Annotated in this window: 20 protein-coding genes and 2 pseudogenes; 2 read left to right on the top strand and 20 right to left on the bottom strand. The window is 42.2% G+C overall.

What is annotated here, in order from left to right:
* Nucleotides 1–153: 153 nt before the first annotated feature.
* The 7 genes from M313_RS0110320 to M313_RS0110285 all read right to left on the bottom strand — a co-directional run bounded on the left by M313_RS0110320 (nt 154) and on the right by M313_RS0110285 (nt 9,247).
* Complete coding sequence (locus M313_RS0110320) at nt 154–1,137, bottom strand: alpha-ketoacid dehydrogenase subunit beta (RefSeq protein ID WP_010194911.1); 984 nt, start codon at nt 1,135–1,137, stop codon at nt 154–156.
* 12 nt (nt 1,138–1,149) lie between these two features.
* Entirely contained in the window at nt 1,150–2,142 is a 993-nt protein-coding gene (locus tag M313_RS0110315) for a thiamine pyrophosphate-dependent dehydrogenase E1 component subunit alpha (RefSeq protein WP_010194908.1), read from the bottom strand.
* A 216-nt stretch (nt 2,143–2,358) separates the two neighbouring features.
* Entirely contained in the window at nt 2,359–3,783 is a 1,425-nt protein-coding gene (lpdA, locus tag M313_RS0110305; RefSeq protein WP_010194904.1) for a dihydrolipoyl dehydrogenase, read from the bottom strand.
* Nucleotides 3,784–3,799: 16 nt separating this feature from the next.
* Nucleotides 3,800–4,927, bottom strand: coding sequence for a butyrate kinase (gene buk, locus M313_RS0110300; RefSeq protein ID WP_200859860.1), 1,128 nt, complete (start codon nt 4,925–4,927; stop codon nt 3,800–3,802).
* A 77-nt stretch (nt 4,928–5,004) separates the two neighbouring features.
* Nucleotides 5,005–6,108 carry a branched-chain amino acid dehydrogenase gene (gene bcd / locus M313_RS0110295; protein WP_010194900.1) on the bottom strand — a complete coding sequence of 368 codons (1,104 nt, stop codon included), beginning with the start codon at nt 6,106–6,108 and terminating at the stop codon, nt 5,005–5,007.
* A gap of 52 nt (nt 6,109–6,160) precedes the next feature.
* A complete protein-coding gene (gene yqiS / locus M313_RS0110290; RefSeq protein WP_010194898.1) occupies nt 6,161–7,060 on the bottom strand; it encodes a phosphate butyryltransferase in 900 nt (299 codons plus the stop codon).
* 135 nt (nt 7,061–7,195) lie between these two features.
* Nucleotides 7,196–9,247 carry a sigma 54-interacting transcriptional regulator gene (locus tag M313_RS0110285; protein ID WP_010194896.1) on the bottom strand — a complete coding sequence of 684 codons (2,052 nt, stop codon included), beginning with the start codon at nt 9,245–9,247 and terminating at the stop codon, nt 7,196–7,198.
* A 189-nt stretch (nt 9,248–9,436) separates the two neighbouring features.
* On the opposite strand from M313_RS0110285, the gene M313_RS0110280 reads away from it, so the two are divergent.
* Nucleotides 9,437–9,679, top strand: a complete 243-nt coding sequence (locus tag M313_RS0110280) for a DUF2627 domain-containing protein (protein WP_010194894.1) — start codon at nt 9,437–9,439, stop codon at nt 9,677–9,679.
* A 28-nt stretch (nt 9,680–9,707) separates the two neighbouring features.
* Here the strand turns inward: M313_RS0110280 and M313_RS0110275 are convergent, their stop codons facing one another.
* Nucleotides 9,708–10,433: a glycerophosphodiester phosphodiesterase gene (locus M313_RS0110275; protein ID WP_010194892.1), complete on the bottom strand. Its 726-nt coding sequence runs from the start codon at nt 10,431–10,433 to the stop codon at nt 9,708–9,710.
* Nucleotides 10,434–10,525: 92 nt separating this feature from the next.
* Between M313_RS0110275 and M313_RS25210 the strand changes: the two genes are divergently transcribed.
* The gene (locus tag M313_RS25210; RefSeq protein WP_010194889.1) at nt 10,526–10,681 is read left to right on the top strand and encodes a YycC family protein; all 156 of its coding nucleotides are present in this window, start codon (nt 10,526–10,528) and stop codon (nt 10,679–10,681) included.
* A 92-nt stretch (nt 10,682–10,773) separates the two neighbouring features.
* On the opposite strand, the gene spo0A is transcribed toward M313_RS25210, so the two are convergent.
* From spo0A to nusB, 12 genes and pseudogenes are all read right to left on the bottom strand, one after another.
* The gene (spo0A, locus tag M313_RS0110265; RefSeq protein WP_010194887.1) at nt 10,774–11,565 is read right to left on the bottom strand and encodes a sporulation transcription factor Spo0A; all 792 of its coding nucleotides are present in this window, start codon (nt 11,563–11,565) and stop codon (nt 10,774–10,776) included.
* A 273-nt stretch (nt 11,566–11,838) separates the two neighbouring features.
* The gene (gene spoIVB, locus M313_RS0110260; RefSeq protein WP_010194886.1) at nt 11,839–13,134 is read right to left on the bottom strand and encodes a SpoIVB peptidase; all 1,296 of its coding nucleotides are present in this window, start codon (nt 13,132–13,134) and stop codon (nt 11,839–11,841) included.
* Between the two features lie 583 nt (nt 13,135–13,717).
* A pseudogene (gene recN, locus M313_RS23320) lies at nt 13,718–15,426 on the bottom strand (DNA repair protein RecN).
* A gap of 22 nt (nt 15,427–15,448) precedes the next feature.
* Entirely contained in the window at nt 15,449–15,898 is a 450-nt protein-coding gene (gene ahrC, locus M313_RS0110250) for a transcriptional regulator AhrC/ArgR (RefSeq protein WP_010194884.1), read from the bottom strand.
* 92 nt (nt 15,899–15,990) lie between these two features.
* Nucleotides 15,991–16,827 carry a TlyA family RNA methyltransferase gene (locus M313_RS0110245; protein ID WP_010194882.1) on the bottom strand — a complete coding sequence of 279 codons (837 nt, stop codon included), beginning with the start codon at nt 16,825–16,827 and terminating at the stop codon, nt 15,991–15,993.
* A 6-nt stretch (nt 16,828–16,833) separates the two neighbouring features.
* Nucleotides 16,834–18,726, bottom strand: a complete 1,893-nt coding sequence (gene dxs / locus M313_RS0110240) for a 1-deoxy-D-xylulose-5-phosphate synthase (RefSeq protein ID WP_010194881.1) — start codon at nt 18,724–18,726, stop codon at nt 16,834–16,836.
* 22 nt (nt 18,727–18,748) lie between these two features.
* On the bottom strand, nt 18,749–19,348 hold the full coding sequence (locus tag M313_RS0110235; RefSeq protein ID WP_010194880.1) for a hypothetical protein: 600 nt from the start codon (nt 19,346–19,348) through the stop codon (nt 18,749–18,751).
* Nucleotides 19,349–20,118: 770 nt separating this feature from the next.
* Nucleotides 20,119–21,003 carry a polyprenyl synthetase family protein gene (locus M313_RS0110230; RefSeq protein ID WP_034774697.1) on the bottom strand — a complete coding sequence of 295 codons (885 nt, stop codon included), beginning with the start codon at nt 21,001–21,003 and terminating at the stop codon, nt 20,119–20,121.
* A 12-nt stretch (nt 21,004–21,015) separates the two neighbouring features.
* Nucleotides 21,016–21,252 carry an exodeoxyribonuclease VII small subunit gene (locus M313_RS0110225; RefSeq protein WP_010194875.1) on the bottom strand — a complete coding sequence of 79 codons (237 nt, stop codon included), beginning with the start codon at nt 21,250–21,252 and terminating at the stop codon, nt 21,016–21,018.
* Nucleotides 21,245–22,601, bottom strand: a pseudogene (gene xseA / locus M313_RS23315) (exodeoxyribonuclease VII large subunit). Before xseA ends, M313_RS0110225 begins: the two are co-directional and overlap by 8 nt.
* An 84-nt stretch (nt 22,602–22,685) precedes the next feature.
* Nucleotides 22,686–23,561 (bottom strand): bifunctional methylenetetrahydrofolate dehydrogenase/methenyltetrahydrofolate cyclohydrolase FolD, encoded by an 876-nt coding sequence (gene folD / locus M313_RS0110215; protein ID WP_010194874.1) that lies wholly within the window; start codon nt 23,559–23,561, stop codon nt 22,686–22,688.
* 27 nt (nt 23,562–23,588) lie between these two features.
* Entirely contained in the window at nt 23,589–23,990 is a 402-nt protein-coding gene (gene nusB, locus M313_RS0110210; RefSeq protein ID WP_010194872.1) for a transcription antitermination factor NusB, read from the bottom strand.
* Between the last annotated feature and the right edge of the window lie 26 nt (nt 23,991–24,016).

Here is a 24,016-nt window from a genome sequence, read left to right as displayed (position 1 = left end):
TTGCTTTCCGCGGGCGGTCCGGGAGCCTCCTCAGGCTTCGCCTTGCGGGGTCTCCCATGTCCTTCCTCCCGCAGGAGTCAAGCTCCTTCCACTACAATCAACTGCTGGAAACTCAACATTACCATTCGTTCACTCTTCCACTTATATCAGAAATTAGTATTGAGCTAGCTCACGCATCGCTTTTTCTACTTTGTCCGGGTTAACCATGAAGTATTTTTCCATCGTTGGTGCATATGGCATTGCAGGTACGTCTGGTCCAGCAAGGCGCATGATTGGTGCGTCAAGGTCGAATAAGCAGTTTTCTGCAATGATGGCAGATACTTCACTCATGATGCTTCCTTCTTTTGTATCTTCTGTAAGTAGAAGAACTTTACCAGTTTTAGATGCCGCTTCCATGATAGCTTCTTTATCAAGCGGATACACTGTACGCAAGTCAAGAATGTGAGCGGAGATTCCGTCTTGTGCAAGACGCTCTGCTGCTTGTAGTGCAAAATGTACGCAAAGACCGTACGTGATAACCGTGATGTCTTCTCCTTCGCGTTTTACATCTGCTTTACCGATTGGAAGTACGTAATCATCAGTTGGTACTTCACCTTTGATTAGACGGTATGCACGTTTGTGTTCGAAAAATAGAACTGGATCTTCATCGCGGATTGCCGCTTTCAATAATCCTTTTACATCATAAGGAGTAGAAGGCATAACAATTTTCAAACCAGGTTGGTTCGCGAACACTGCCTCAACGGATTGGGAGTGGTAAAGTGCACCGTGAACTCCCCCTCCGTATGGAGCACGAACAACTAATGGACAAGTCCAGTCGTTGTTGGAACGGTAACGGATTTTCGCTGCTTCGGAAATAATTTGGTTAACTGCAGGCATGATGAAGTCTGCGAATTGCATTTCTGCGATTGGACGCATTCCGTACATTGCTGCACCGATTGCGACACCAGCGATTGCTGATTCTGCAAGAGGAGTATCGATAACTTTATCTTCACCAAATTGATCGTAAAGGCCGTTAGTAGCTTTGAATACTCCACCTTTTCTTCCTACGTCTTCCCCAAGTACAAATACTTTAGAATCACGTTCCATCTCTTCACGGATGGCCATTGTAACTGCATCTATATAAGAAATAACTGCCATGATAGTTCCCCCTTACTCTGCGTAGACATGCTTCATTGCGGATTCAGCATCTGCATATGGAGCATTTTCTGCGTATTCTGTTGCTTCGTTTACTTCTTTTGCAATTTTATCGTTAATTTCTTTTTCTTTTTCATCTGTTAGAACGCCAACCTCTTTTAAGTAAGCTGCAAAGCTGATGATTGGGTCATTGGCTTTAGCTGCTGCCACTTCGTCACGCTCACGGTATGCACGATCATCGTCATCACTGGAGTGAGGTGTCAAACGGTAGGAGATAGCCTCAACAAGTGTAGGGCCTTCGCCACGACGTCCACGGTCTGCTGCTTCTTTAACCGCTGCATATACTTCCAGCGGATCGTTTCCGTCAATAGTGATTCCAGGCATTCCATATCCAAGTGCACGGTCAGAGATCTTCTCACATGCCACTTGCTTTTCGTAAGGAACAGAAATTGCATATTTGTTGTTTTCACACATGAAGATAACTGGCAGCTTGTGAACTGCTGCATAGTTAGCGCCTTCATGGAAGTCCCCTTGGTTGGATGAACCTTCACCAAACGTTACAAATGTGCAAAGATCTTTTCCTTCTAAACGGCCACCAAGTGCCACTCCAACTGCGTGTGGTACTTGTGTCGTTACAGGGGAAGAACCAGTTACGATACGGTTTTTCTTTTGACCAAAGTGACCTGGCATTTGACGTCCGCCTGAGTTTGGATCTTCTGCTTTTGCGAAACCGGAAAGCATTAATTCAGTTGCTGTCATACCGAAAGTAAGTACAACACCCATGTCACGGTAGTATGGTAGTACATAGTCTTTCTCACGGTCTAATGCGAATGCTGCTCCTACTTGAGCTGCTTCTTGACCTTGGCAAGAGATTACGAATGGGATTTTTCCTGCACGGTTTAGTAACCACATGCGCTCGTCAATGCGGCGAGCTAGTAACATTGTTTCGAACATTTCTAATACGTTTTCATCTGTAAGCCCTAGAGCTTGGTGACGATTTTCTGCCATTTAATTTTACCTCCTATATGTAGAGAGTTGGGAGCGTGTAGCTCCTCTAACAAATAAATCAATATGATGTAGGCTGTTGATTTCCGCTGCAGGCACTCGCTTTCCGCGGGCGGTCCGGGAGCCTCCTCAGGCTTCGCCTTCCGGGGTCTCCCATGTCCCTTCCTCCCGCAGGAGTCTCGTGCCTTCCGCTTCAATCAACGTTCCTTCTTACAGGTTTTACGAATGAATCGCTTTTCCATCTACTGCAAGGGCTGCTTCGCCGATTGCTTCGGATAGAGATGGATGCGGGTGGATGGTGTGTCCGATTTCCCATGGTGTTGCGTCAAGGACACGTGCAAGGCCAGCTTCTGAAATCATGTCAGTTACATGTGGCCCGATCATGTGGACGCCTAGAATGTCATCGTTTTCTTTGTTCACTACAAGTTTAACGAAGCCATCAGATTCGCCGTAAACAAGTGCTTTTCCAATTGCGCGGAAAGAGAATTTACCTGTTTTTACGTCAAAGCCTTTTTCTTTTGCCTCTTCTTCCGTGTAACCAACAGACGCCACTTCAGGACTTGAGTACACACATTTGGAAATCATGGAGTAATCGATTGGAGCTGGGTTTTCGTTTGCCATATGCTCCACTGCTACGATTCCTTCGTGAGAAGCAACGTGTGCAAGCTGTAAGCCCCCGATTACATCACCGATTGCGTAGATATGGGACTCTTTTGTTTGGAAACGGTCATTTGTTGTGATGAAACCTTTTTCCACTTGAATTTCTGTATTTTCAAGACCGATGCCCTCCACGTTTGCTTGGCGACCAACAGATACTAGCATTTTTTCTGCAGTAAAGGATTTCTCTTCTCCTTTATGCTCGGCTTTGATTGTTACAGATCCATCTGCTTTTTCTAGTGTTTCTGAAAGTACCTTCGCACTTGTTACTACTTTGATGCCGCGTTTTTTCAACAGACGTTGCATTTCTTTGGACACTTCTTTGTCTTCTGTTGGCAATACACGATCTGCATATTCAAGGACGGTTACTTCTACACCAAAGTCATCTAACATGGATGCCCACTCGATACCGATTACGCCCCCACCTACGATGATGATTGATTTAGGAAGTTCCTCTAGTGATAATGCTTCATCAGAAGTCATTACTTGTGTGCCGTCAATTTCAAGTCCAGGAAGAGAACGTGGACGAGATCCTGTTGCGACAATAACGTTCTTCGGAATTAACATTTCGTTCTCGTCACCATTTTCGAACTCCACAGAGATCGTACCTGGCATTGGAGAGAAAATGGATGGTCCTAAGATACGTCCTGTTCCGTAGAACACATCTATTTTTCCTTGCTTCATTAGGTGTTGCACACCGCCGTGAAGCTGGTCGATGATTTTTTGTTTACGCTCTTGCACTTTGAAAAAGTCCAGTTTCACTTCTCCTGAAATAACGCCAAACTCTTCACTGTTTTTCGTTTGCGCAAAGACTTCTGCACTGCGAAGCAATGCTTTACTTGGAATGCACCCTGCATGAAGGCATGTTCCACCGATTTTCTTCTTTTCTACTACTGCTGTTTTTAAGCCAAGTTGAGATGCACGAATAGCCGCGACATACCCGCCTGTTCCGCCACCTAGGATGACTAAATCATATTCTTGTGCCATTATTCCTTGCTCCCTTCTAGCTCTGTACTACTTTGGTGTCAACGACTGTTCCGGGGTATTCTTTTGCTTCTTCTTCCCCACGTAATACGCGAAGCGCTCCTTCTGTAAGAGCTTGCAGTTCATTTTCACCTGGTTGTACGATGACGTCTGCAATCCAGCTGATGCGCTCGGAGATTTGTTTAACAAACCCTTTTCCATAAGCAAGTCCGCCAGTTAAAATGATGGCATCAACTTTACCTGCAAGGACTGCACTTGCTGAACCGATTTCTTTTGCAACTTGATATGCCATTGCATCGAAAATTAAAGCGGCTTTTTCATCGCCAGCTTCTATCATTTGTTCGACTTTAACTGCATCATTCGTTCCAAGGTATCCTACAAGGCCACCTTGTCCTACTAGCTTTTTCATGATTTCATCTCGGTAATAGTCACCGGAGAAGCATAGTGATACCAACTCACCTGCAGGTACCGTTCCAGCACGTTCTGGACTAAATGGACCGTCACCATGAAGACCGTTATTTACATCGACTACTCTGCCGCCAATGTGCGTACCTACTGTGATACCTCCGCCCATATGGGTAACAATCAGGTTAAGATCTTCATATTTTTTGCCAAGATCTTTCGCTACTCTGCGCGCGACCGCTTTTTGGTTCAAGGCATGGAAGATACTTTTGCGTTCAATTAGTGAAAATCCTGAAATACGAGCAATGTCAGACAGCTCATCCACTACCACCGGGTCCACGATGAAAGATGGGATATTCAAACCAGTAGCAATTTCGTAAGCGATGATTCCACCAAGGTTAGATGCGTGCTGGCCTGCATAACCGATTTTCAAGTCTTGGAGCATTTCTTTATTTACAGCGTATGTTCCGCCTTCGATTGGACGAAGAAGTCCACCGCGGCCACACACTGCACTAAGTTTTGATATATTGATGCCTTCTTGATCCAATGTTTCAAGAATGGTCGTTTTTCTGAATTCATATTGATCATAGATACTTGCAAAGGAATTAATCGTTTCGCTATCGTGACGTAATGTTTTCTCAAAAACAGAGCGTTCATTATCAAATACGCCGATTTTCGTTGATGTGGATCCTGGATTGATGACAAGTATGCGATATTCCTTTTCTAACACTGTTGAAACCTCCATTTCAGACGGACGGCAAACGAGCGAAATTCCTTTTCATCCCGTTTGCCCCCTTCTGAGAAACTTAATATTAATTTATATTAGCGTCCGTTACGACGGCTTAAAATATGATGTCCGTTTTGTAAAAATTGGCTGCGAGAGTTTTTCATTCTTTCGATACGCTCTTCAGCAAGACGATCTGCTGCACGGTAAGTCGGAATACCGTCACGTTTTGCGATCTCGATAACTCTTTCAATGTTGTCGTAGATTCCTTCTACTTTTTTCATTGCACGCTCACGGTTATATCCGTAAAGCTCATCCGCTACGTTAATTACTCCACCAGCATTGATTACGTAGTCTGGAGCGTAAACGATACCCATTTCGTGAATAATATCGCCGTGTTTTGTATCAAGCAATTGGTTGTTCGCTGCACCAGCGATAACTTTTGCTTTTAATTGTGGAATCGTTTCGTCGTTGATTGTCGCGCCAAGTGCACATGGTGCATAGATATCGCAATCAACACTGTAGATGTCGTTGATGTCTACTGCTCTTGCACCGAACTCTTCAACTGCACGATTAACTGCTTCTTTATTGATATCTGTTACGATAAGTTGCGCGCCTTCTTCGTGCAAGTGACGGCAGAGGTTGAATGCCACGTTTCCTACACCTTGAACTGCTACCACTTTACCTTCTAAAGAATCTGTTCCGAATGCTTCTTTCGCTGCAGCTTTCATACCGCGGTACACACCAAATGCTGTTACAGGAGATGGATTACCGGAAGAACCGAATGCAGGAGATACACCTGTTACATAGTCTGTTTCTTCATAGATTAAGTCCATGTCAGCAACAGTTGTTCCAACATCTTCTGCTGTGATGTAGCGTCCGTTTAATCCTTGGATGTAACGGCCGAAAGCGCGGAACATTTCTTCGTTTTTGTCTGTGCGTGGATCACCGATGATAACTGTTTTACCGCCACCAAGGTTTAATCCAGCTGCTGCGTTTTTGTAAGTCATTCCTTTTGCAAGGCGAAGTGCATCTTCAATTGCTGCATCTTCGTTTGCGTATGTCCACATCCGTGTTCCACCAAGTGCTGGTCCGAGTGTAGTATCGTGAATGGCAATGATTGCTTTTAGTCCAGATTGTTTGTCTTGGCAGATCACCAGTTGCTCGTAGTCGTAAGTCTCCATATATTTGAAAATTTCCATGATAAAATTCCTCCCCAAGATAGTAAATAATTTTAGTATGATTTATAAAAATTTATTTAACAGAACAAACTGCAAGTGCGAGTGAGTTTAGTTTACTCTCAGCTGAGTCTGCTCTAGATGTTAATACAATTGGTGCTTTTGCGCCGGCGATGATTGCGCCGACTTTTGCTTTTGCAAAATAGATCAGAGATTTATATAGGACATTACCAGCTTCAATGGTTGGAACAAACAAGATATCTGCCTGCCCTGCCACATCACTTTGAATTCCTTTGTGCTCAGCAGCAAGTGCTGATACGGCGTTGTCCAAAGCCAGCGGGCCATCAATGATGCAATCCTTTATCTGACCTCTATTATTCATTTGTGTAAGAAGTGCTGCGTCAACTGTTGCTTGCATAGCTGGATTCACTACCTCAACGGCCGCTAGTGGCGCCACTTTCGGAAGTTCTATTCCTAGTGCTCTTGCAACCTGAACAGAGTTTTGAACAATTTGCACCTTTTGTTGTAGGTCTGGTGCTACATTCATTGCGGCATCTGTTACAAAAATTAACTGTTCATAGCCTGGCACTTCAAATGCAGCAACGTGTGATAAGACATTCCCCGTACGCAAACCATATTCTTTATTTAACACTTCTTTTAGAATGGTTGCCGTCGGGACATTTCCTTTCATCAACACATCCGCTTCACCGCCGGAAACAGCTTTCACTGCAAGTTCTGATGCCTTTTTGGCACCATCAGCAGCTACAATTTTCAATGCTGGGTGTGATGCATCCACATTATGTTCTTTTAATAATGCTACTATTTTTTCCTCATGCCCAAACAATATAAAGGAAGCCAACTGTTTGTCTAATGCATGAGAAACCGCTTCGATCACTTCTTCATCTTCAGCTGCAGCAATGGCTACTACTTTAGAAGTGAGCTGGGTTGCTTTGGTGATAAGTTCCTCTAGTTTCATTTTCTCAACCCTTCCTTTCTACTCCAATATTCTATATGCAAGAAGCGTGCCAACTTCATTTTAATGAAAACGCTTTATTTTAGCGTTCAACAACAAGCAAGTTTCTTCATAGTGTGCAGTTTTTTGCATGCAAGTTCAATCAATCATAAACTTTTCCATTTTGTAATAAAGATTTCTTATGGAAACACCGAGTTCTTTTGCCGTCTTTGTTTTATTGCCTTTATTCTTCTTCAATGTCTTCTGAATTATTTTCGCTTCGTATCCTTCCAACATTTCCGCCAAAGTGTAATCACTTGCAACAGCTTCGGTAGAATCCTGGACAATCTTGCCTCCGCTCGTCGCCAAGTCCGGAATATGCTCCGTATCAATAAACACTTCATTGAATTTCATAAAAATAATGGCTCGACCAAGGACATTTTCAAGCTCTCTCACATTGCCTGGCCAATCGTATGCAGCAAGGTGATTGATTGCACGAGGGGTTAACCCATCCACATTTCTACCGTAGTCTTGGTTTATTTTTCTTATAAGGTGTTCACTTAATGCCTCTATATCCTCTTTTCTTTTCCGAAGAGGCGGGATGTGAATCGGCATTCTATTTAAACGATAATAAAGATCCTCACGGAATGAGCCATCTGCAATCCCTTTTTCAAGATTAACATTTGTGGCAGCAATGACCCTGACATTAATGGAGATTGACTTGGTGCCACCTACCCGTATAATTTCGTTTTCTTGTAAAACCCTTAATAGTTTTGCTTGAGTATTGGCAGATAATTCCCCAATCTCATCAAGGAAAATACTACCGTTGTTCGCTTCTTCAAAAAGCCCTTTTTTACCGCCCCGTTTAGCACCAGAAAAGGCACCTTCTTCATATCCGAAAAGTTCACTTTCAAGTAAAGACTCAGAAAGGGCCGCACAATTCACTCTAATGAATTTGTTATACTTACGGCTGCTGGCGTTATGAATAGCATGAGCAAAAAGTTCTTTTCCTGTACCAGACTCCCCGCGTAACAATACAGTTGCCGGAGTTTTCGCTCCAAGTTTGGCCTGTTCAATAGCAAGGCTCATCTCTTCTGAGGAACCAATGATATCCTCAAAAGAATACTTGGCTTCAAGCGTTCTGATAATCTGCCTTGCACGGTCCAACTCAGTGGTAAGCGTTTGTATTTCAGAGACATCGTGGATAACACCCACACTCCCCTTTAACTTGCCGTCCACAATAATTGGCGCAACGTTTACAATGACTTCCTTCTTGGAAGGACCAACTTTCAAGTTCACACCGCGTACAGCTCTCCTGGTTTCCAGCACTTTCATATGCATACTGTCACCTTCATAAATATCCGCTGTAGCTGGCTTGCCAATGATTTGTTGTTCTTCCAGTCCTGTCAGCCTTGAATATGCAGGATTTATCATCAACCCCCTACCAAATTCATCCACTACGGAAATGGCTTCATCGGAGGATTGAATGATTGCTTCAAGCATGGTTTGTATACCTTTTAAGTTTGTTACTTCTTCTGCAAGGTTCATCACTTCTGTAATGTCTTTGAACACAGCGAAAGCTCCAATTACCTTCCCATCTTCATCTATAAGAGGAGATCTTGTGGTAATGATTTTTTTGCCATTTTCCAGGAGCATCTCTTTGTTCTTTTCTACTTTTTGCGTATGTATCACATCTTGCAGTCTGCTTGTCGGCACATTTTCTAAGATATGTTGTCCAAGCATATGCGCTTTTTTTATTCCTACTATTTTTTCGGCACTTTTATTGTAGATAATTACCTTCCCGTGTTGATCAACCACCATCAATCCATCATGCAAAAGATTGAAAATGAGGTCGCGTTTATGGGATTCGTATTTCATTTTTGCAATCAGTTCTTCTTTTTCTTCTACCAAAGTTGCAGTAATGTGAGCTACCGTTCCTGGTACGAGAACCGTCTTAGGATTCTTCGCCTCACGAATTTCAAGAAACACCTCATCAGAACCAGTCGCTTCAATAATGATGTCAACCTTCTCCGATAAGAAATCCTTCCAATCACGTCCAACTGGAATCCCCATTTCCTCAGCAAGTTCCAAGCCAGGTGCCGCCTGATTAACATCAACTACAGCAATCAAATGGAACATTCCTGAATGCGTTAACATTTTTAAAATCGCAGAGCCACCTTTACCAGCACCAACTACTAATACAGTCTGCATAAAAAACTCCTCTACACCTGATACGTATATTTCTCTTACTATAGGTAAATTGAAAGAAAATTCACAGTCTTCTATAAAAGGTATGAAATTTCTTGCACACTTTTATCTTAAATCTTTTTTCTCTTCTATGCAAGGTTATTTCTGCTATAATGGAAACCGAAAGCTTTGAAAGTGAGGCCAACAATTGATATGCAACGTATAATCGCTTTAATTATTTTATTGATTCCTGGAATAATTGCTGTATATGGAATAAAATTGATGCGCGACATGGTTTTTAACATTGCGCACCCATTAATCCCTTCATTAACCTTACAATTCATCATCGGATTATTATTCTTCTTAATCGGTTTATGGTTTGTTGCAGGATTTATTTTTCACCGCGACCGCAAGCGGAACAATGTACAAAAAAGATTTCAAAAGAGAGAGAAATAAGAAAACCGGCTGTATATGGCAGCCGGTTTTAATTTTGATATTTTATTTGCACAGCTTTCTTCGGGTAGTCCGTGAAAAATCCTGCACATTCTTCTGCAAACAGTCTCTTCATCGTCTTCTCATCATTTACCGTGAATGGCCTGACAGGTACTCCCGATTGTTGAGAACGGTGAATGATACTGGCAGTTGCTGCCTTGATATGGGGATGAATTCCGCTTCCGCCGACCCATTTCGTATAATCCCACGGTTTGTAAATCCCTTCCATATATAGAACTGCTTTTTCTATTTTCGGCGCTAATGTATTTAAACGAGCTATGCTGTAGTGGTTAAAGCTTGAAAAGATAATCAAATGAGCCATCTTATGTTTGTCTACTAGCTCCAGCACTTTCTCTTCCATGCCTGCATAAGGAAGGATACTGTTCTTTAGTTCAATATTGACTATCGTCTGCTTTCTGGAAGCCCAATCCAACACTTCCTCTAATGTAGGTATTTCTGCATGTTTATATTGTTTTTTAAATTTATGTACAGCATTTAGTTGTTTTAATTCTCTTAAGGTTAAATCTTGGACAAAGCCTTTACTGTCGGTTGTCCGATTCACTTTTTCATCATGTATGACAACAGGAATGCCGTCTTTACTTAACTGAACATCTAGCTCAATGCCATCGGCTCCGTCTTTATATGCTTGCTCAAAGCTGATCATCGTATTTTCCGGATGAGTACCTGCCGATCCCCTATGGCCGAAAATTTTCGTCATTTTTACACACCTTTCTTTCTCTTTCTTGTCAGAAATAATTGTCAACGTACGTATTATTTAGTAAAATTTCTAGATAAAGCGAGGTGATCAGAATGCGCCCATTACAAATATCCGCTGAAACCGCCCAAAAACTTGCTGAGGCTTTAGATGTGCCTATCGAACAAGTCATGCATCTTCCTCAACATATCCTTGTTCAAAAGCTTGTAGAATTGGAACGAAACGAGTCAGGTAACAGCAATAATGAGTAATTCTAACATATTAATATATGTAACATAAAAACCCAACATACACTAATGCATGTTGGGTTTTCATTTTACTAGTATTTCTATTCCTTACCCTCTCAAGAAGCTCTGTGCTCTAGTCTTAACTTATCCGCAACCATTGCAATGAACTCACTATTTGTAGGTTTAGCTTTTGTCATAGACACGGTATATCCGAACAGAGAAGAGATGCTGTCGATATTTCCGCGCGACCAAGCAACTTCAATCGCATGACGAATGGCACGTTCTACACGGCTTGCAGTGGTATTGTACTTTTTAGCGATATCAGGATATAGAACCTTTGTAATGGATCCTAATAATTCGATATCATTGTACACCATCGAGATTGCTTCGCGTAAGTATAGGTAACCCTTTATGTGGGCAGGTACTCCAATTTCATGAATGATGCTAGTAATGTTGGCATCAAGGTTTCTACCTTTATTTTCTGGGCTGGAGGAACGGACAGATGATGAACCGGATCTCTTAAGGATAGGTGATGTTTTTCCGCTTACTTGACGGATGTTACCCACCAGATTTTCCATATCAAACGGTTTTAGGATAAAGTATGAAGCTCCTAAGTCAACCGCTTTCTTTGTCACATCTTCCTGTCCAAAAGCAGTTAACATGATAACATTAGGAGATTTCTCAAGGTTTAAGCCACGCATTTTTTCAAGTACTCCTAAGCCGTCAAGATGAGGCATAATGATATCAAGCACTAAAACGTCCGGATTTTTATCTTGAAGCAACTGAAGACATTCTTGACCATTGTGAGCTACCCCTACAACTTCCATGTCCTCTTGCGCTGAAATATACTCTTCCAAAAGACCGACCAATTCGCGGTTGTCATCTACAACACATACTTTAATTTTCATATTACTAGTTTCCTCCTCAGTCCCTATACTTTCAATAAAGCATTAAGCCTTTAATTTTATTCTAAATATTAAATTCGACAATGCAACCTCTTTTCCTTTAAAAAATTTAAAAAACCGTAAAATTTATATTAAATCTTTATTTTTCTCCAGAATCCTCTTAAATTCGACGTAAACCGCAATCTATTACATTTATTGGTGGATATGTCGAAAAATCTTTATCTCCTTCATCTTAACGTACTTATTTGCAAAACAAAAGAAAAAAAGTGAGCTGTGTTAGCCCACTTTCTTCTCTTTGTCCTTTTGATAAATATCAATTCCCGCTTCATTCAGCATCCATTCGATATGAACGCCATAACCGCTTGTAGGGTCATTGACAAAAACATGGGTTACTGCGCCGATTACTTTTCCGTTCTGTATAATCGGACTTCCACTCATCCCTTGAACGATTCCCCCCGTTTTTTCCAAAAGGGCAGGGTCCGTAATCTTTATGACCATCCCCTTGGTTGCAGGGAATTTCTGAGGAATGCTGCTTAAAACCTCTACATCAAACTCTTCCACTTTATCACCTTCGACCACCGTCAATATCTTGGCCGGACCTTCCTTCACCTCAGAAGACAACGCGATCGGCAAAGCTTTGTCCATAATGCCGTTTTCAATATCCTGATGCAAAGTTCCAAATATCCCGAAAGGACTATTCCTTGAGATATCACCGATAGCCGAACGGTCGCTAGAGAATCGTGCAAGCTTCTCTCCAGGAACCCCATTACTGCCTTTATCGATGGATGTTACGGTGGATCGTACGATTTGCCCATCTTGCACAATTATTGGTTTTTTCGTATCCATATCTGATATTACGTGTCCTAGTGCTCCATACTTCATGGTAATGGGGTCATAAAAAGTCATGGTACCAATACCTGCTGCAGAATCACGAATATATAATCCAATTCTGAAGGAGCTTTCTTGCTTGTCTTTTAAAGGAATAAGTTTCGTTTCAATGGTTTCTTTTTCTCGTGTGATGACAACATCAAGGGGGTCTCCGGTTTTGCCGGATTCTTGTACGAATGGAGCTACGTCACTCATTTGTTCAATGGTTTTCCCATTAATCTTGGTGATGATATCGCCAACTTGAATTCCTGCTATTTCTCCAGGTGATTTCTTTCCATCTGCTGTGTCCACTTGGTGGTGTCCTACTACCAGTACACCTAAAGTATTTAACTTTACGCCGATCGATTGACCACCAGGATACACTTTATATTCAGGGATGACATCTACATTGACTTGCTTAACCGGGATACCTGCCAGTTGTAAAACAACCTGCCCATCCCCAGCCTGTTTGCCTTGGAATGCTAACGTTTTATCGTTCGCCTTAATCCCGAGAGAGGAGGAAGAATCTTCATTCACCTTCGCAGTCACCGGAACAGATGACTGGAAATGTAACCCTTGTCCTTCAAACATCGTTATTTTATTTGGGATTTGGACATACTCTTTAAATGGTTGACTTACACATAATACCATGACTGAAACAAGGAGAAATACACCAACAATTTTTCTAATTATATCTTCTCTCAAACATTTTCACTCTCCTCGGTCCTATCCCACACCATTCATGGCTACATTATATAATTTTGCCTTGTCAGGCTACATTTATAACAACGATATTAATTTAAATGCTACCCATTATGGATAGTTATGTAATAAGGGGAGAATGGGGATAAATATTGATGGGATGAGGTTGAAGAATTTTATGTGAATATGCTCTAACTTTAGGCACGGTGTCGTTGGGTTTTTGGTTTCCAGCTTGTGATATCATTATTTTTGAGGATCTCGAGGGTTTATGTTTGAAGATTTTCGGGAGTTACGAAGATTCCGGATCGATGAAGACATCACTTCTCCTGATTTCTAGTCACCGAGGTCTTCATAACGACGATGAGGACCGCTCTCCTCCTGATTTCTCGTCACTGATGTCTTCATAACGACAATGAAGACACCTCTCCTCCTGATATCTCGTCATTGATGACTTCATCCCGACGATGAAGACATCTCTCCTGCTTTTTCTTCGTCACTGAAGTCTTCATAATAGCGATAAGGATCCAAAAAAACCGTCCACATCTCTAAATGCGAACGGCCAACTCTAAATAAAAAATCTAATCCCCTACCCCTGCTTAATACTCCCAGCAATCTCCAACAACTCGCGCGCATGCTCCTTCGTCAAAGAAGTAATCTCCACGCCAGAAATCATCCGACCAATCTCACGTACTTTTTCATCTTGATCCAGCCCACGCACCTTCGTTTTCGTGCGCTCACCGGATACTTCCTTACTGATGAATAGATGAGTGTCAGACATCGCTGCAACTTGCGGTAAGTGGGAAATACAAAGCACCTGCGAATCAACGGAGACCTGATAAATCTTCTCGGCGATAGCCTGTGCCACCCTACCGCTGACTCCTGTATCAACTTCATCAAAAATAATGGATGTGATACCTTGGTGTCTAGAGAAGATGCTCTTCAAAGCAAGCATAATCCTCGAAAGCTCTCCGCCAGAAGCGACTTTTGCCATCGGTTTTAACGGCTCCCCTGGGTTTGTCGTAAGGTAGAATTCCACAACATCCACGCCATTTTTACCAAACACGACCTCCCCTGATGCCTTTTCTTTTTTCACGTCCATGTTCACATCAAAGATCGCTTTTTCCAAGTACAAGTCTTTGAGCTCTTTATGGATGCTCTTCATCAATTTCTCGGAAGCTTTTCTACGTGCATCAGTTAGAGATTTCGCTTCAAGTGCAAGATCTTGTTTGAGCGACTCTAAGGACTCCTGCAGCTGGTGTATGTGCGAATCACGGTTTTGCAGCGTCTCTAGCTCCTCTTCTATTTTCGAAGCATATTCCAAAACTTCAGCAACCGTAGTACCGTATTTTCGCTTCAACTGCTTGATCTCATTTAATCTTCCTTCAATAAAATCAAGGCGGTTTGGATCAAATTCTAGCTGATCAATTTCATCCCTGATACGATAAGAGAGTTCTTCTAATTGATAATAAGAATTAGAAATGATTTCGTGAACATCTTTAAGGTTTTTATCGATTTCTTCCAGGCCCTCTGATTCAGACATGGCTTGTCCAACCCAATCGAGTCCCTTTTGTTCCCCGTGCATCGCATGGTAACAGTTGTTGAGCGATTGATAAAGTCGCTCATAGTTACTGATTTTGTTACGTTCCTCGAGCAGCTCATCCTCTTCATTCACGGTTAATTGCGCGTTTCTGATCTCTTCTGCTTGGAACTGCAGTAAATCAAGGCGATGTGCAACCTTTTGTTCATTTTCAGTGAGTTCTAACAGCCTTTTTTCTACATCCTTAAAAGAAGTATAAATGTTTCTATATTCTTTAAGTTCCTTTTGCACAGCTACTCCGCCAAACTGATCTAAAAGCGAAAGGTGCAAATCCGGGTCCATTAGTTCTTGATGCTCATGTTGTCCATGAATGTCCACCAATGTCTGACCAACTTCCCTTAACAACGCAATGGTGACAAGCTTTCCATTAACACGGCAAACACTTTTACCTGTAGAATGGATTTCTCGTCTTAAGACAACCATTTCGTCTTCAATATCAATACCAAGCTCCTGGCAAACTTTATAGGCAGGATGCTTCTCCTCTTCAAGTAGGAACAATCCTTCTAATTCCGCTCTTTTTTCTCCAAATCGAACAAACTCATGAGATCCCCGTCCACCTGCCAGCAAGTGAATAGCATCAATGATAATGGATTTACCTGCTCCAGTCTCACCGGTTAAAACCGTTAACCCTTTGTCAAAAGAAAACAGATAGGGATTCTATAATGGCAAAATTTTTTGATTGTTAACTCAGCAATCATATCATCACATCCTCGCGTGATTTTATAGCATATTTATAAAGCGGTCGGATAACTCTTTTGCATCCTCCGGCGTGCGGCAAATGATCAAACATGTATCGTCCCCACAAATAGTTCCGAGGATTTCCGACCAATCAAGATTATCAATTAAAACACCGATAGCATTTGCATTCCCCGGCATTGTTTTCATCACAATCATATGACCTGCTATATCAATTTTAACAAACGCATCCATTAAAGAGCGTTTCAGTTTTTGAAGAGGATTAAAGCGTTGATCTGCTGGGAGGCTGTATTTATACCTGCCGTCTAATAGCGGAACTTTTACAAGATGAAGCTCTTTAATATCCCTTGATACGGTTGCTTGGGTCACATTAAACCCTAAACTTTTCAAACGATCGACAAGCTCGTCCTGTGTTTCGATTTCGCTGTTTGTAATCAATTCTCTAATCTTTATGTGTCTTTGGCCCTTTGTCATGTTGGCACCCCTTAATAATCTATATAACCTAGCTTTATGTTAATGGAAACCTTTCAATATGTAAAAGAAAAAAGGAACAACCATCGTAATAGTTATTCCCCTTTTTCGACCTTCAATTGTAGGTGCGCATCTGCAACTAGAGCGGATATGGAAGTATCGAGATTATTTTCTGCGTTTTCTTCTGTATGTCCATTCCATTGCAAATGAAGGAGGAATTCAATGTTCCCCTCTCCTCCCTTAATAGGTGAGTAAGAGGCATTCATCACGTCATACCCTTCCTTCAGGCTGAAGTCAATGATCTTATCCATCACCGCTTCATGTATCTTCGGTTCGCGGACAATACCTTTCTTGCCGACCTGCTCTCTTCCTGCCTCAAATTGAGGTTTAACAAGTGCCACCACGTCGCTGCCTGATACCAGCAGGGTCTTTAAGACAGGTAAAATTAATTTCAGTGAGATGAATGATACATCAATGCTTGCGAAATCCGGCATACCTTCATTTAAATCAACCGGCGTAACGTATCTGAAGTTGGTTCGCTCCATCACGACAACTCGTTCATCTTGACGAAGTTTCCATGCTAGTTGATTGTATCCTACATCAAGTGCATAGCTTAACTTTGCACCATTTTGCAGGGCACAATCCGTGAATCCGCCTGTAGAAGCACCGATATCAAGCAATATCTTATCCTTCACATCTAAGTCAAAGACTTTTAGCGCTTTCTCCAGTTTTAAACCGCCTCGACTAACATATGGCATTACATTGCCTTTTACAGTCAAAGGAGCATCCAATGCTACTTTTTCACCAGGCTTGTCCAGCCGTTGTTCATTTGAATATACAAGTCCTGCCATAATGGAGCGCTTTGCTTTTTCACGTGTTTCCACTAGGCCACGCTCCACTAAAAGGACATCTACTCTTTCTTTATTCGCCATATATCCTTAAGCCCTTTTTTGTTTTCTTCTAGCTGCAATCAATTTAACATTTTCCACGACTTTTTCTGTTGTTAAATCTATTTCCTGTAGCAGCTCCTTCACGCTTCCATGTTCAATGAAGCGATCAGGAATTCCCATTCTTACCACACGGTTCGTATATCCATTATCACTAGCAAATTCAACAACCGCACTGCCGAATCCACCTTGAAGGACTGCTTCCTCAATCGTTACGAAAGGTATACCTGATTTGAAGAGGTCATGCAATAACGCCTCATCCATCGGTTTGATGAATCTTGCATTCACCACTTTCACCGAGAGGTTTTCTTTTTTCAGATAATCAGCAGCTTCAAGTGCCATTCCAATTGTCGTTCCGAAAGTCAGGATGACAGCGTCTGTTCCTTCTTTCAGAACTTCCCATGACCCAATTGGAATTTCTTTTAATTCCTCATCCATTTTGACACCCAGTCCATTACCGCGCGGATAGCGAAGTGCGATCGGACCGTCATCATACTTATTTGCCGTATAAACCATATGTTGGCCTTCATTCTCGTCTTTTGGCATCATCAGGACCATGTTCGGTAAATGCCTTAAAAATGCGATGTCAAAAACACCTTGATGTGTTTCGCCATCTTCTCCAACCAAACCGGAACGGTCAATTCCAAAGAATACATTCAAGTTTTGACGGCAGACATCATGCACGACTTGGTCGTACCCTCTTTGCAGGAAAGTAGAATAAATGGCAAGGAACGGTTTCATCCCTTGTGTTGCAAGCCCGGCTGCCATCGTGACAGCATGCTGTTCTGCAATTCCAACATCAAACATTCTGTCCGGGAATTCTTTTGCAAAACCTTCAAGCTTAGATCCTACAGGCATTGCAGGCGTCAGAGCGACAATGCGCTCGTCTTCACGCGCCAATTTTCGAACTGTTTCACTAACTACACTGCTCCACGCCGGCGGTCCGCCAACAGGCTTCAGGAAGTCACCCGTTTCAATTTTATACGGGCCTGTTCCATGCCATGTTCCAATAGTGTCCAGTTCAGCCGGCTCATAGCCTTTTCCTTTTTTCGTCACCACATGAATCAAGACAGGTCCTTCTGTCTTCTTGGCATATTTAAGATTTTCAATGAGATCGTTGTAGTTATGTCCATCAATTGGTCCTAAGTACGTAAAACCAAGTTCTTCGAAAAACATACCGCTGACAACTAGGTACTTCAAACTGTCTTTGATGCGCTCAGCCGTTGACGCCAGTTTCCCGCCAACTGCAGGTATTTTCTTAAGAAGCACTTCCAGTTCGTCTTTTACCCAATTGTATTTACCAGCCGTACGCATTCTTCCAAGTGCACTGTGCAAGGCACCAACATTTGGCGCAATGGACATTTCATTATCATTTAAAATGACAATCATATCTTTCTTTTCGTGGCCGATATGATTTAATGCTTCCAAGGCCATTCCGCCGGTCAAAGCTCCGTCGCCGATGATCGGAATAACATATTCATCTGTTCCTTTAATGTCTCGAGCAGCCGCCATACCCATCGCCCCGGAAAGAGAGGTGGATGAGTGTCCAGTTTCCCATGCATCATGCTCGCTCTCATTCCTTTTCGGAAACCCACAGAGACCTTTATACTTACGCAACGTACCAAAATCACAGGCTCTACCTGTCAAAATTTTATGAACATAGGCCTGGTGTCCAACATCCCACAAAAACTTGTCTTTAGGGCTGTCAAACACTTTGTGAAGTGCAATAGTAAGTTCGACTACCCCTAGGTTTGGCCCGATATGGCCGCCTGATGTGGAGAGCTGCTCAATGAGAAAACGTCTGATATCCTCGCTAAGGCTCTCCAATTCATCTATAGACATTTTCTTTAAAAATTGCGGATTTTCAATCTTTGTAAGATCCAAAAGGGATCACTCTCTTTCCTTGCTAATTTCGCTTATTTTTACGCTTTTTATTTTCCTTTAACACCACGATGTTAAATTTATCTTCTAGTATATAAAACAGTCTTCCCACTTGAAACAGAATAGGTGTGGAATACCGGATGGCCATCGACTTTCCGAAAGCCTTTCCACCAACTGTAACAGCCGCAACTACGCTTGTGAATACAACTGCTACAATATAGTGAAACAAAGAGTCCTCTCTTTGCCCTACTGACAGGGTAAACGATATCACTACTATCGCAGATGCGGTACCACTGATGATTCCAGAAATATCGCCGATTACATCATTACAAAAACTTGCAAACCGATCGGCATTCCTGACAATTTGTATGGCCTGTTTGGAACCGTTTACCCTTTCTGCCGCCATGGCATGAAACGGTATTTCATCTGCTGCTGTGGAAGCAATACCTAGCATATCGAAAAATATTCCGATAAAGACAATGATAAATACAATGACCATTCCAACAGCCCAGGTTACCCCTGAGAGCAGGTAGGTGGAAACGATTGAAAAAATAGCCGCTAACACGAGTGTGATAACGGCGATAGCTAAACTCCAATTTATTGCATCTTTCCATTTATTAACCATAGTATAAAATCCCAACTCTATATAAGTAAGCTTTTGTAGTTATCTTACATTTTATTATAGACAAAATTATTTTAATCCACCAAACTTCAATCGTTTTATTATGTAAAGTGGTCATGCATGGAGTAAAAACTGCGGCTTAGGTCCAGTAGGTTTTCCCAAGCAAGTACCAGATGTCGCCATACTGGCGGTTTCCCTTTAAACCTGCCTTAGCCGTGTCGCCAGCGACTAGACTGGATTACCACTTAGTCCGCACTATAATCCTCAATACATGTCTAAATTTCAGAACAGTCTAGGAGTTTTCCTCTACAGCCCTTAACCAGATCTTAGCCTCTTTTGCAGAACGGATTTCATATGGAATACATAGATAGATTCACTGGCCTAGTGAATAGATCCCATACCATAATCCCCTCCGACTCCACTCAAGGCAGGCTACGCTGTTTATGTCCGACCCAGTCAGACATAATACAGGTTTATCACCATTCCACTACTTGCTCCCCTAGGGGAAAAACAAGCGTTAGAATGGGCCTCCACGGAAGTAGGGTCTTCGCCCACATGCCATTGTGGATCGCCCTACTACCTTAACTCCCAGCATCAACCCAAGGCTGGGCGCCTCAAGCCGACACAAGGAACTTCATCGATGTGCCCTTTAGCGGATTTTTAGGCCCGCCTTCAGAAAAGGTGGACTGACTAGAATACTGCACCACTCATTTGTACCATACACTATACCACAAAAAGAGGAAATGCTCAATTTTGACTGCTACTTTTGTCGATTAATGGTCCCTTTTGGCAATTAAATCGCAAAGTTGCCCCAAAAGATCCGACTCTAACGGGATTTCCTCTAAAATTCGCTTTGCCTCTTTAATATGATATTCCAACTTTTCTTTCGCGCCATTCATTGATAAAAGAGACGGGTAGGTCACTTTTTCGTTTAAGGTATCTGACCCTACCGGCTTGCCAATCTTAGCGGCGTCCCCTTCAATATCCAAAATGTCATCCCTGATTTGGAAAGCAAGGCCGAGATGGTCGGCAAATTGCTCCAACTTCGAGATCTGTTCTTCTGTTGCATCCCCTAGTATCGCACCTGCCACAATGCTAAATCCGAGAAGCTTCCCTGTCTTGTTTCTATGTATATATTCAAGGTCTTGAAGCGAGAGTTGTGCGCCTTCACCCTCCATGTCTGCAACCTGTCCGCCGACCATCCCTGTTGGCCCTGCAGCTTTAGCTAGCTCTTTCATCAGAGTGACAACTTTCATAGGCTTGACGTCAAAATTCAATAGATCTTCCATAACCTCAAAGCTATGCGTGAGCAAGGCATCCCCAGCCAATATTGCCATCGCTTCCCCAAACACCTTATGATTGGTTGGCTTTCCGCGTCTGAAGTCGTCATCATCCATACTCGGAAGATCATCGTGAACTAAAGAATAGGTGTGTATCATCTCCACGGCACAAGCTACCGGCATTCCCAACTCTTCTGGTTTCCCAAAAGACTTTAACGTAGCAAGTACTAATAAAGGTCGAAGTCTTTTTCCGCCCGCCTTCAGGGAATAATTCATGGATTCAAGTAAAACTTCCGGTGCTTCCACAGCATTCATATAAGAAAAAAGTGCGTCCTCTACCAACTTCTTTCTATCTTTCATAAAAGTTTGTAAATCCATCACCTGTGACAATTAAGCTTCATCCTCCTGTACTTGGAATGACTCCAATTCGCCATTTTCTTTTAGGATCTGTTCCATTTCTGCCTCAACATGAGAAAGCTTGTCATGACAAAGCTTGGACAACTTCATTCCTTCTTTGTAAAAAGAAATAGCTTCTTCTAATGGCACATCTCCTTCTTCAAGCTTTTCCACAATGTTTTCCAAATCTTTCATTGCTTCTTCAAATGTAACATTCTTTTTTTCAGTCATTTCCTTTTCGCTCCTTTACATCTTGTACTTCACATTCTAATCGACCATCTTGAAGATGAACCTGAATGGTATCCCCTTTTTCTGCTTGATCCACATTTTTTATAATGGTGCCATCTTCTTGGTAGGCAAGACTATATCCTCTGTTCATGATTTTAAGCGGACTTAAAGCATCCATTTTGGATAATTTATGTTGGAATTCCCATTGTTTTTTTTGTCAATGTCTGCTGCATTTGCTTGGTAAGTAATTTTGTCTGCTGTTCTAGTGTAAGCTTTTCTGCTTCCCATTGCTTTTTCGGATGGTTTCTTGCAAGTAATCCAGCGAGTTGCTCCCATTTTACATGCTTACGTTCCACCATTCTTTTCATGGCCGCCTCAAGATCTTCCATGGTCCGATCAAGATCCTGTTGCTTTTGGGCATAAAGATTTTTAGGAAATCTGAATGCATACGATTTCTGCAGTGTAGTTAACCTGTCCTTGTAATGCTGCATCAATTTGTTGGAAGCTCTGTGCAAGCGAAATTTACGATCTGAAAGGCGCTCCATCAGTTCATTAATATGCGGTACAGCCAATTCTGCCGCAGCAGTAGGTGTCGGTGCGCGCATATCCGCTACAAAGTCCGCGATCGTAAAGTCTGTTTCATGCCCAACAGCTGAAATGATCGGAAGCTTGGAAGCAAAAATGGCTCTAGCCACTGTTTCTTCATTGAATGCCCATAACTCTTCAATGGACCCCCCACCACGGCCCGCGATAAGCACATCAAGATCAGGCATATTGTTAGCGGTTTGTATCGCCTTCACAATGGATGGTGCTGCATTCATCCCTTGAACTAGTGCGGGAATAACAATTATTTTCGTTAGTGGATATCTTCTTTTCAAAGTGGTGATGATATCCCTGACCGCAGCTCCTGTTGGAGAGGTGATTACCCCTACAGCACGAGGGTATTTTGGCAGCGATTTTTTGTATTCCGGTGAAAACAAACCTTCCTGGGAAAGCTTCTTTTTCAATTCCTCATAGGCTAAAAACAGACTGCCGACACCATCAGGCTGCATTTCTTTTATGTACATCTGATAGGACCCGTTTGCTTCATAGACCGTAACTTCTCCACGAACTAGGACCTTCATTCCTTCTTGCGGCTTGAAGGCGAGGTTGCGGTTTTGCCCAGCAAACATGACTACCTGGAGTCGTGCGTTTTGGTCTTTGAGGGTAAAGTACATATGCCCTCTGCTATGTTGCTTGAAATTGGATATTTCTCCTTTCAGCCACACATCTTGTAAATGAGGATCCACATCAAATTTTCTTTTTATGTATTTCGTTAGAGCAGTAACCGTTAAGTATCTGCGTTCACTCATAATAGTTAACTCCTTTTTGAAGCATGGTCATACGAAAAAAAGACGGAAGAACCTTAAGTCCCATCCATCTTCTAAGATACCATATTAACTGGAAAACGTCTTGTTTTCACTTGCTTGGTTTTGTGCCGATTGAAGCGTATTGTGCAACAACATTGTAATTGTCATCGGACCGACCCCTCCAGGAACAGGTGTGATAAAGCTCGCTTTTTCTTTCACCGACTCAAAGTCCACATCCCCACACAGCTTTCCTGTCTCAAGTCTGTTGACACCGACATCAATCACAATTGCGCCATCTTTCACATATTCAGGCCCAATTAGTTTTGCACGCCCAACTGCAGCAATCAAAATATCGGCCTGTTTCGTAATGGAAGCCAAATCCTTCGTACGGGAATGACAATAGGTAACCGTGGCATCCTCTTTTAGCAGTAATTGCCCGACCGGCTTTCCTACTATATTACTTCTTCCGATTACCACCACATGCTTACCCGAAATAGAAACATCAAGGGATTTAATCATTTCTACTATTCCATAAGGCGTACAAGGAAGAAATGATTTCTGATCAATCATCATTCTACCGATGTTTACAGGATGAAACCCGTCCACATCTTTATTAGGGGAAATATGTTCAATAACAGCCAGTTCATCAATATGATCAGGCAAAGGTAACTGCACCAAAATGCCGTGCACGGAAGTATCGTCATTAAAATGAGTGATTCTATTGAGCAATTCTTCTTGCGTAATAGAACTAGGATACTCTTCCAATATACTTTTAATTCCAGCTTCCTCGCATGCTTTCTGTTTCGCTCTAACATAGGATTGTGAAGCAGGATCTTGTCCTACCAAAATAACTGCCAAGCTTGGTTGGATACTCTTTTCCGTATGTAGCTCAGAAACCTTCTCTTTAATAAAAGCTCTTTTCTCCACTGCAAGATCTTTACCTGATACTATAACTGCTGACATGAATAGCTCCCCCTTTTATGCTACTACTTACGCATTATTTTCGATGGTAGTTTTTACTTTAGAAAGGACTGCGTTAATAAATCCGCTTGATTTGTCATCACCAAATGTTTTAGCAAGTTCAATTGCTTCATTCATGCTGACATTTACAGGAATCTCTTCGACAAACATCATTTCAAAAACAGTCATGCGAAGAATGGTACGGTCCACTGTTCCTAAACGATCAAGGGACCATTTTTCCAAGTGGGATTTTAACGTGGAATCGATTTCCTCCTGATGCTCTTTCGTGCCAAACACGATGCTGCTTAGGAAATCATCCGGCCTTTCCCCTTCTTCTAATACATTTGTGATTGCTTCATCCGGCGCAATATCACTTAAATCCATTTGAAAAATGGCTTGAAGCGCCTTTTTTCTTGATTCACTACGTTTCATTGTTCGATCTCCTTATCGTGCCTATA

Source organism: Bacillus sp. m3-13 (assembly GCF_000175075.1).
Taxonomy (GTDB): domain Bacteria; phylum Bacillota; class Bacilli; order Bacillales; family Bacillaceae_I; genus Sutcliffiella_A; species Sutcliffiella_A horikoshii_C.
The sequence above is the reverse complement of the archived record's forward strand: the minus strand, read 5'-3'. Positions and strand labels throughout refer to the sequence as shown.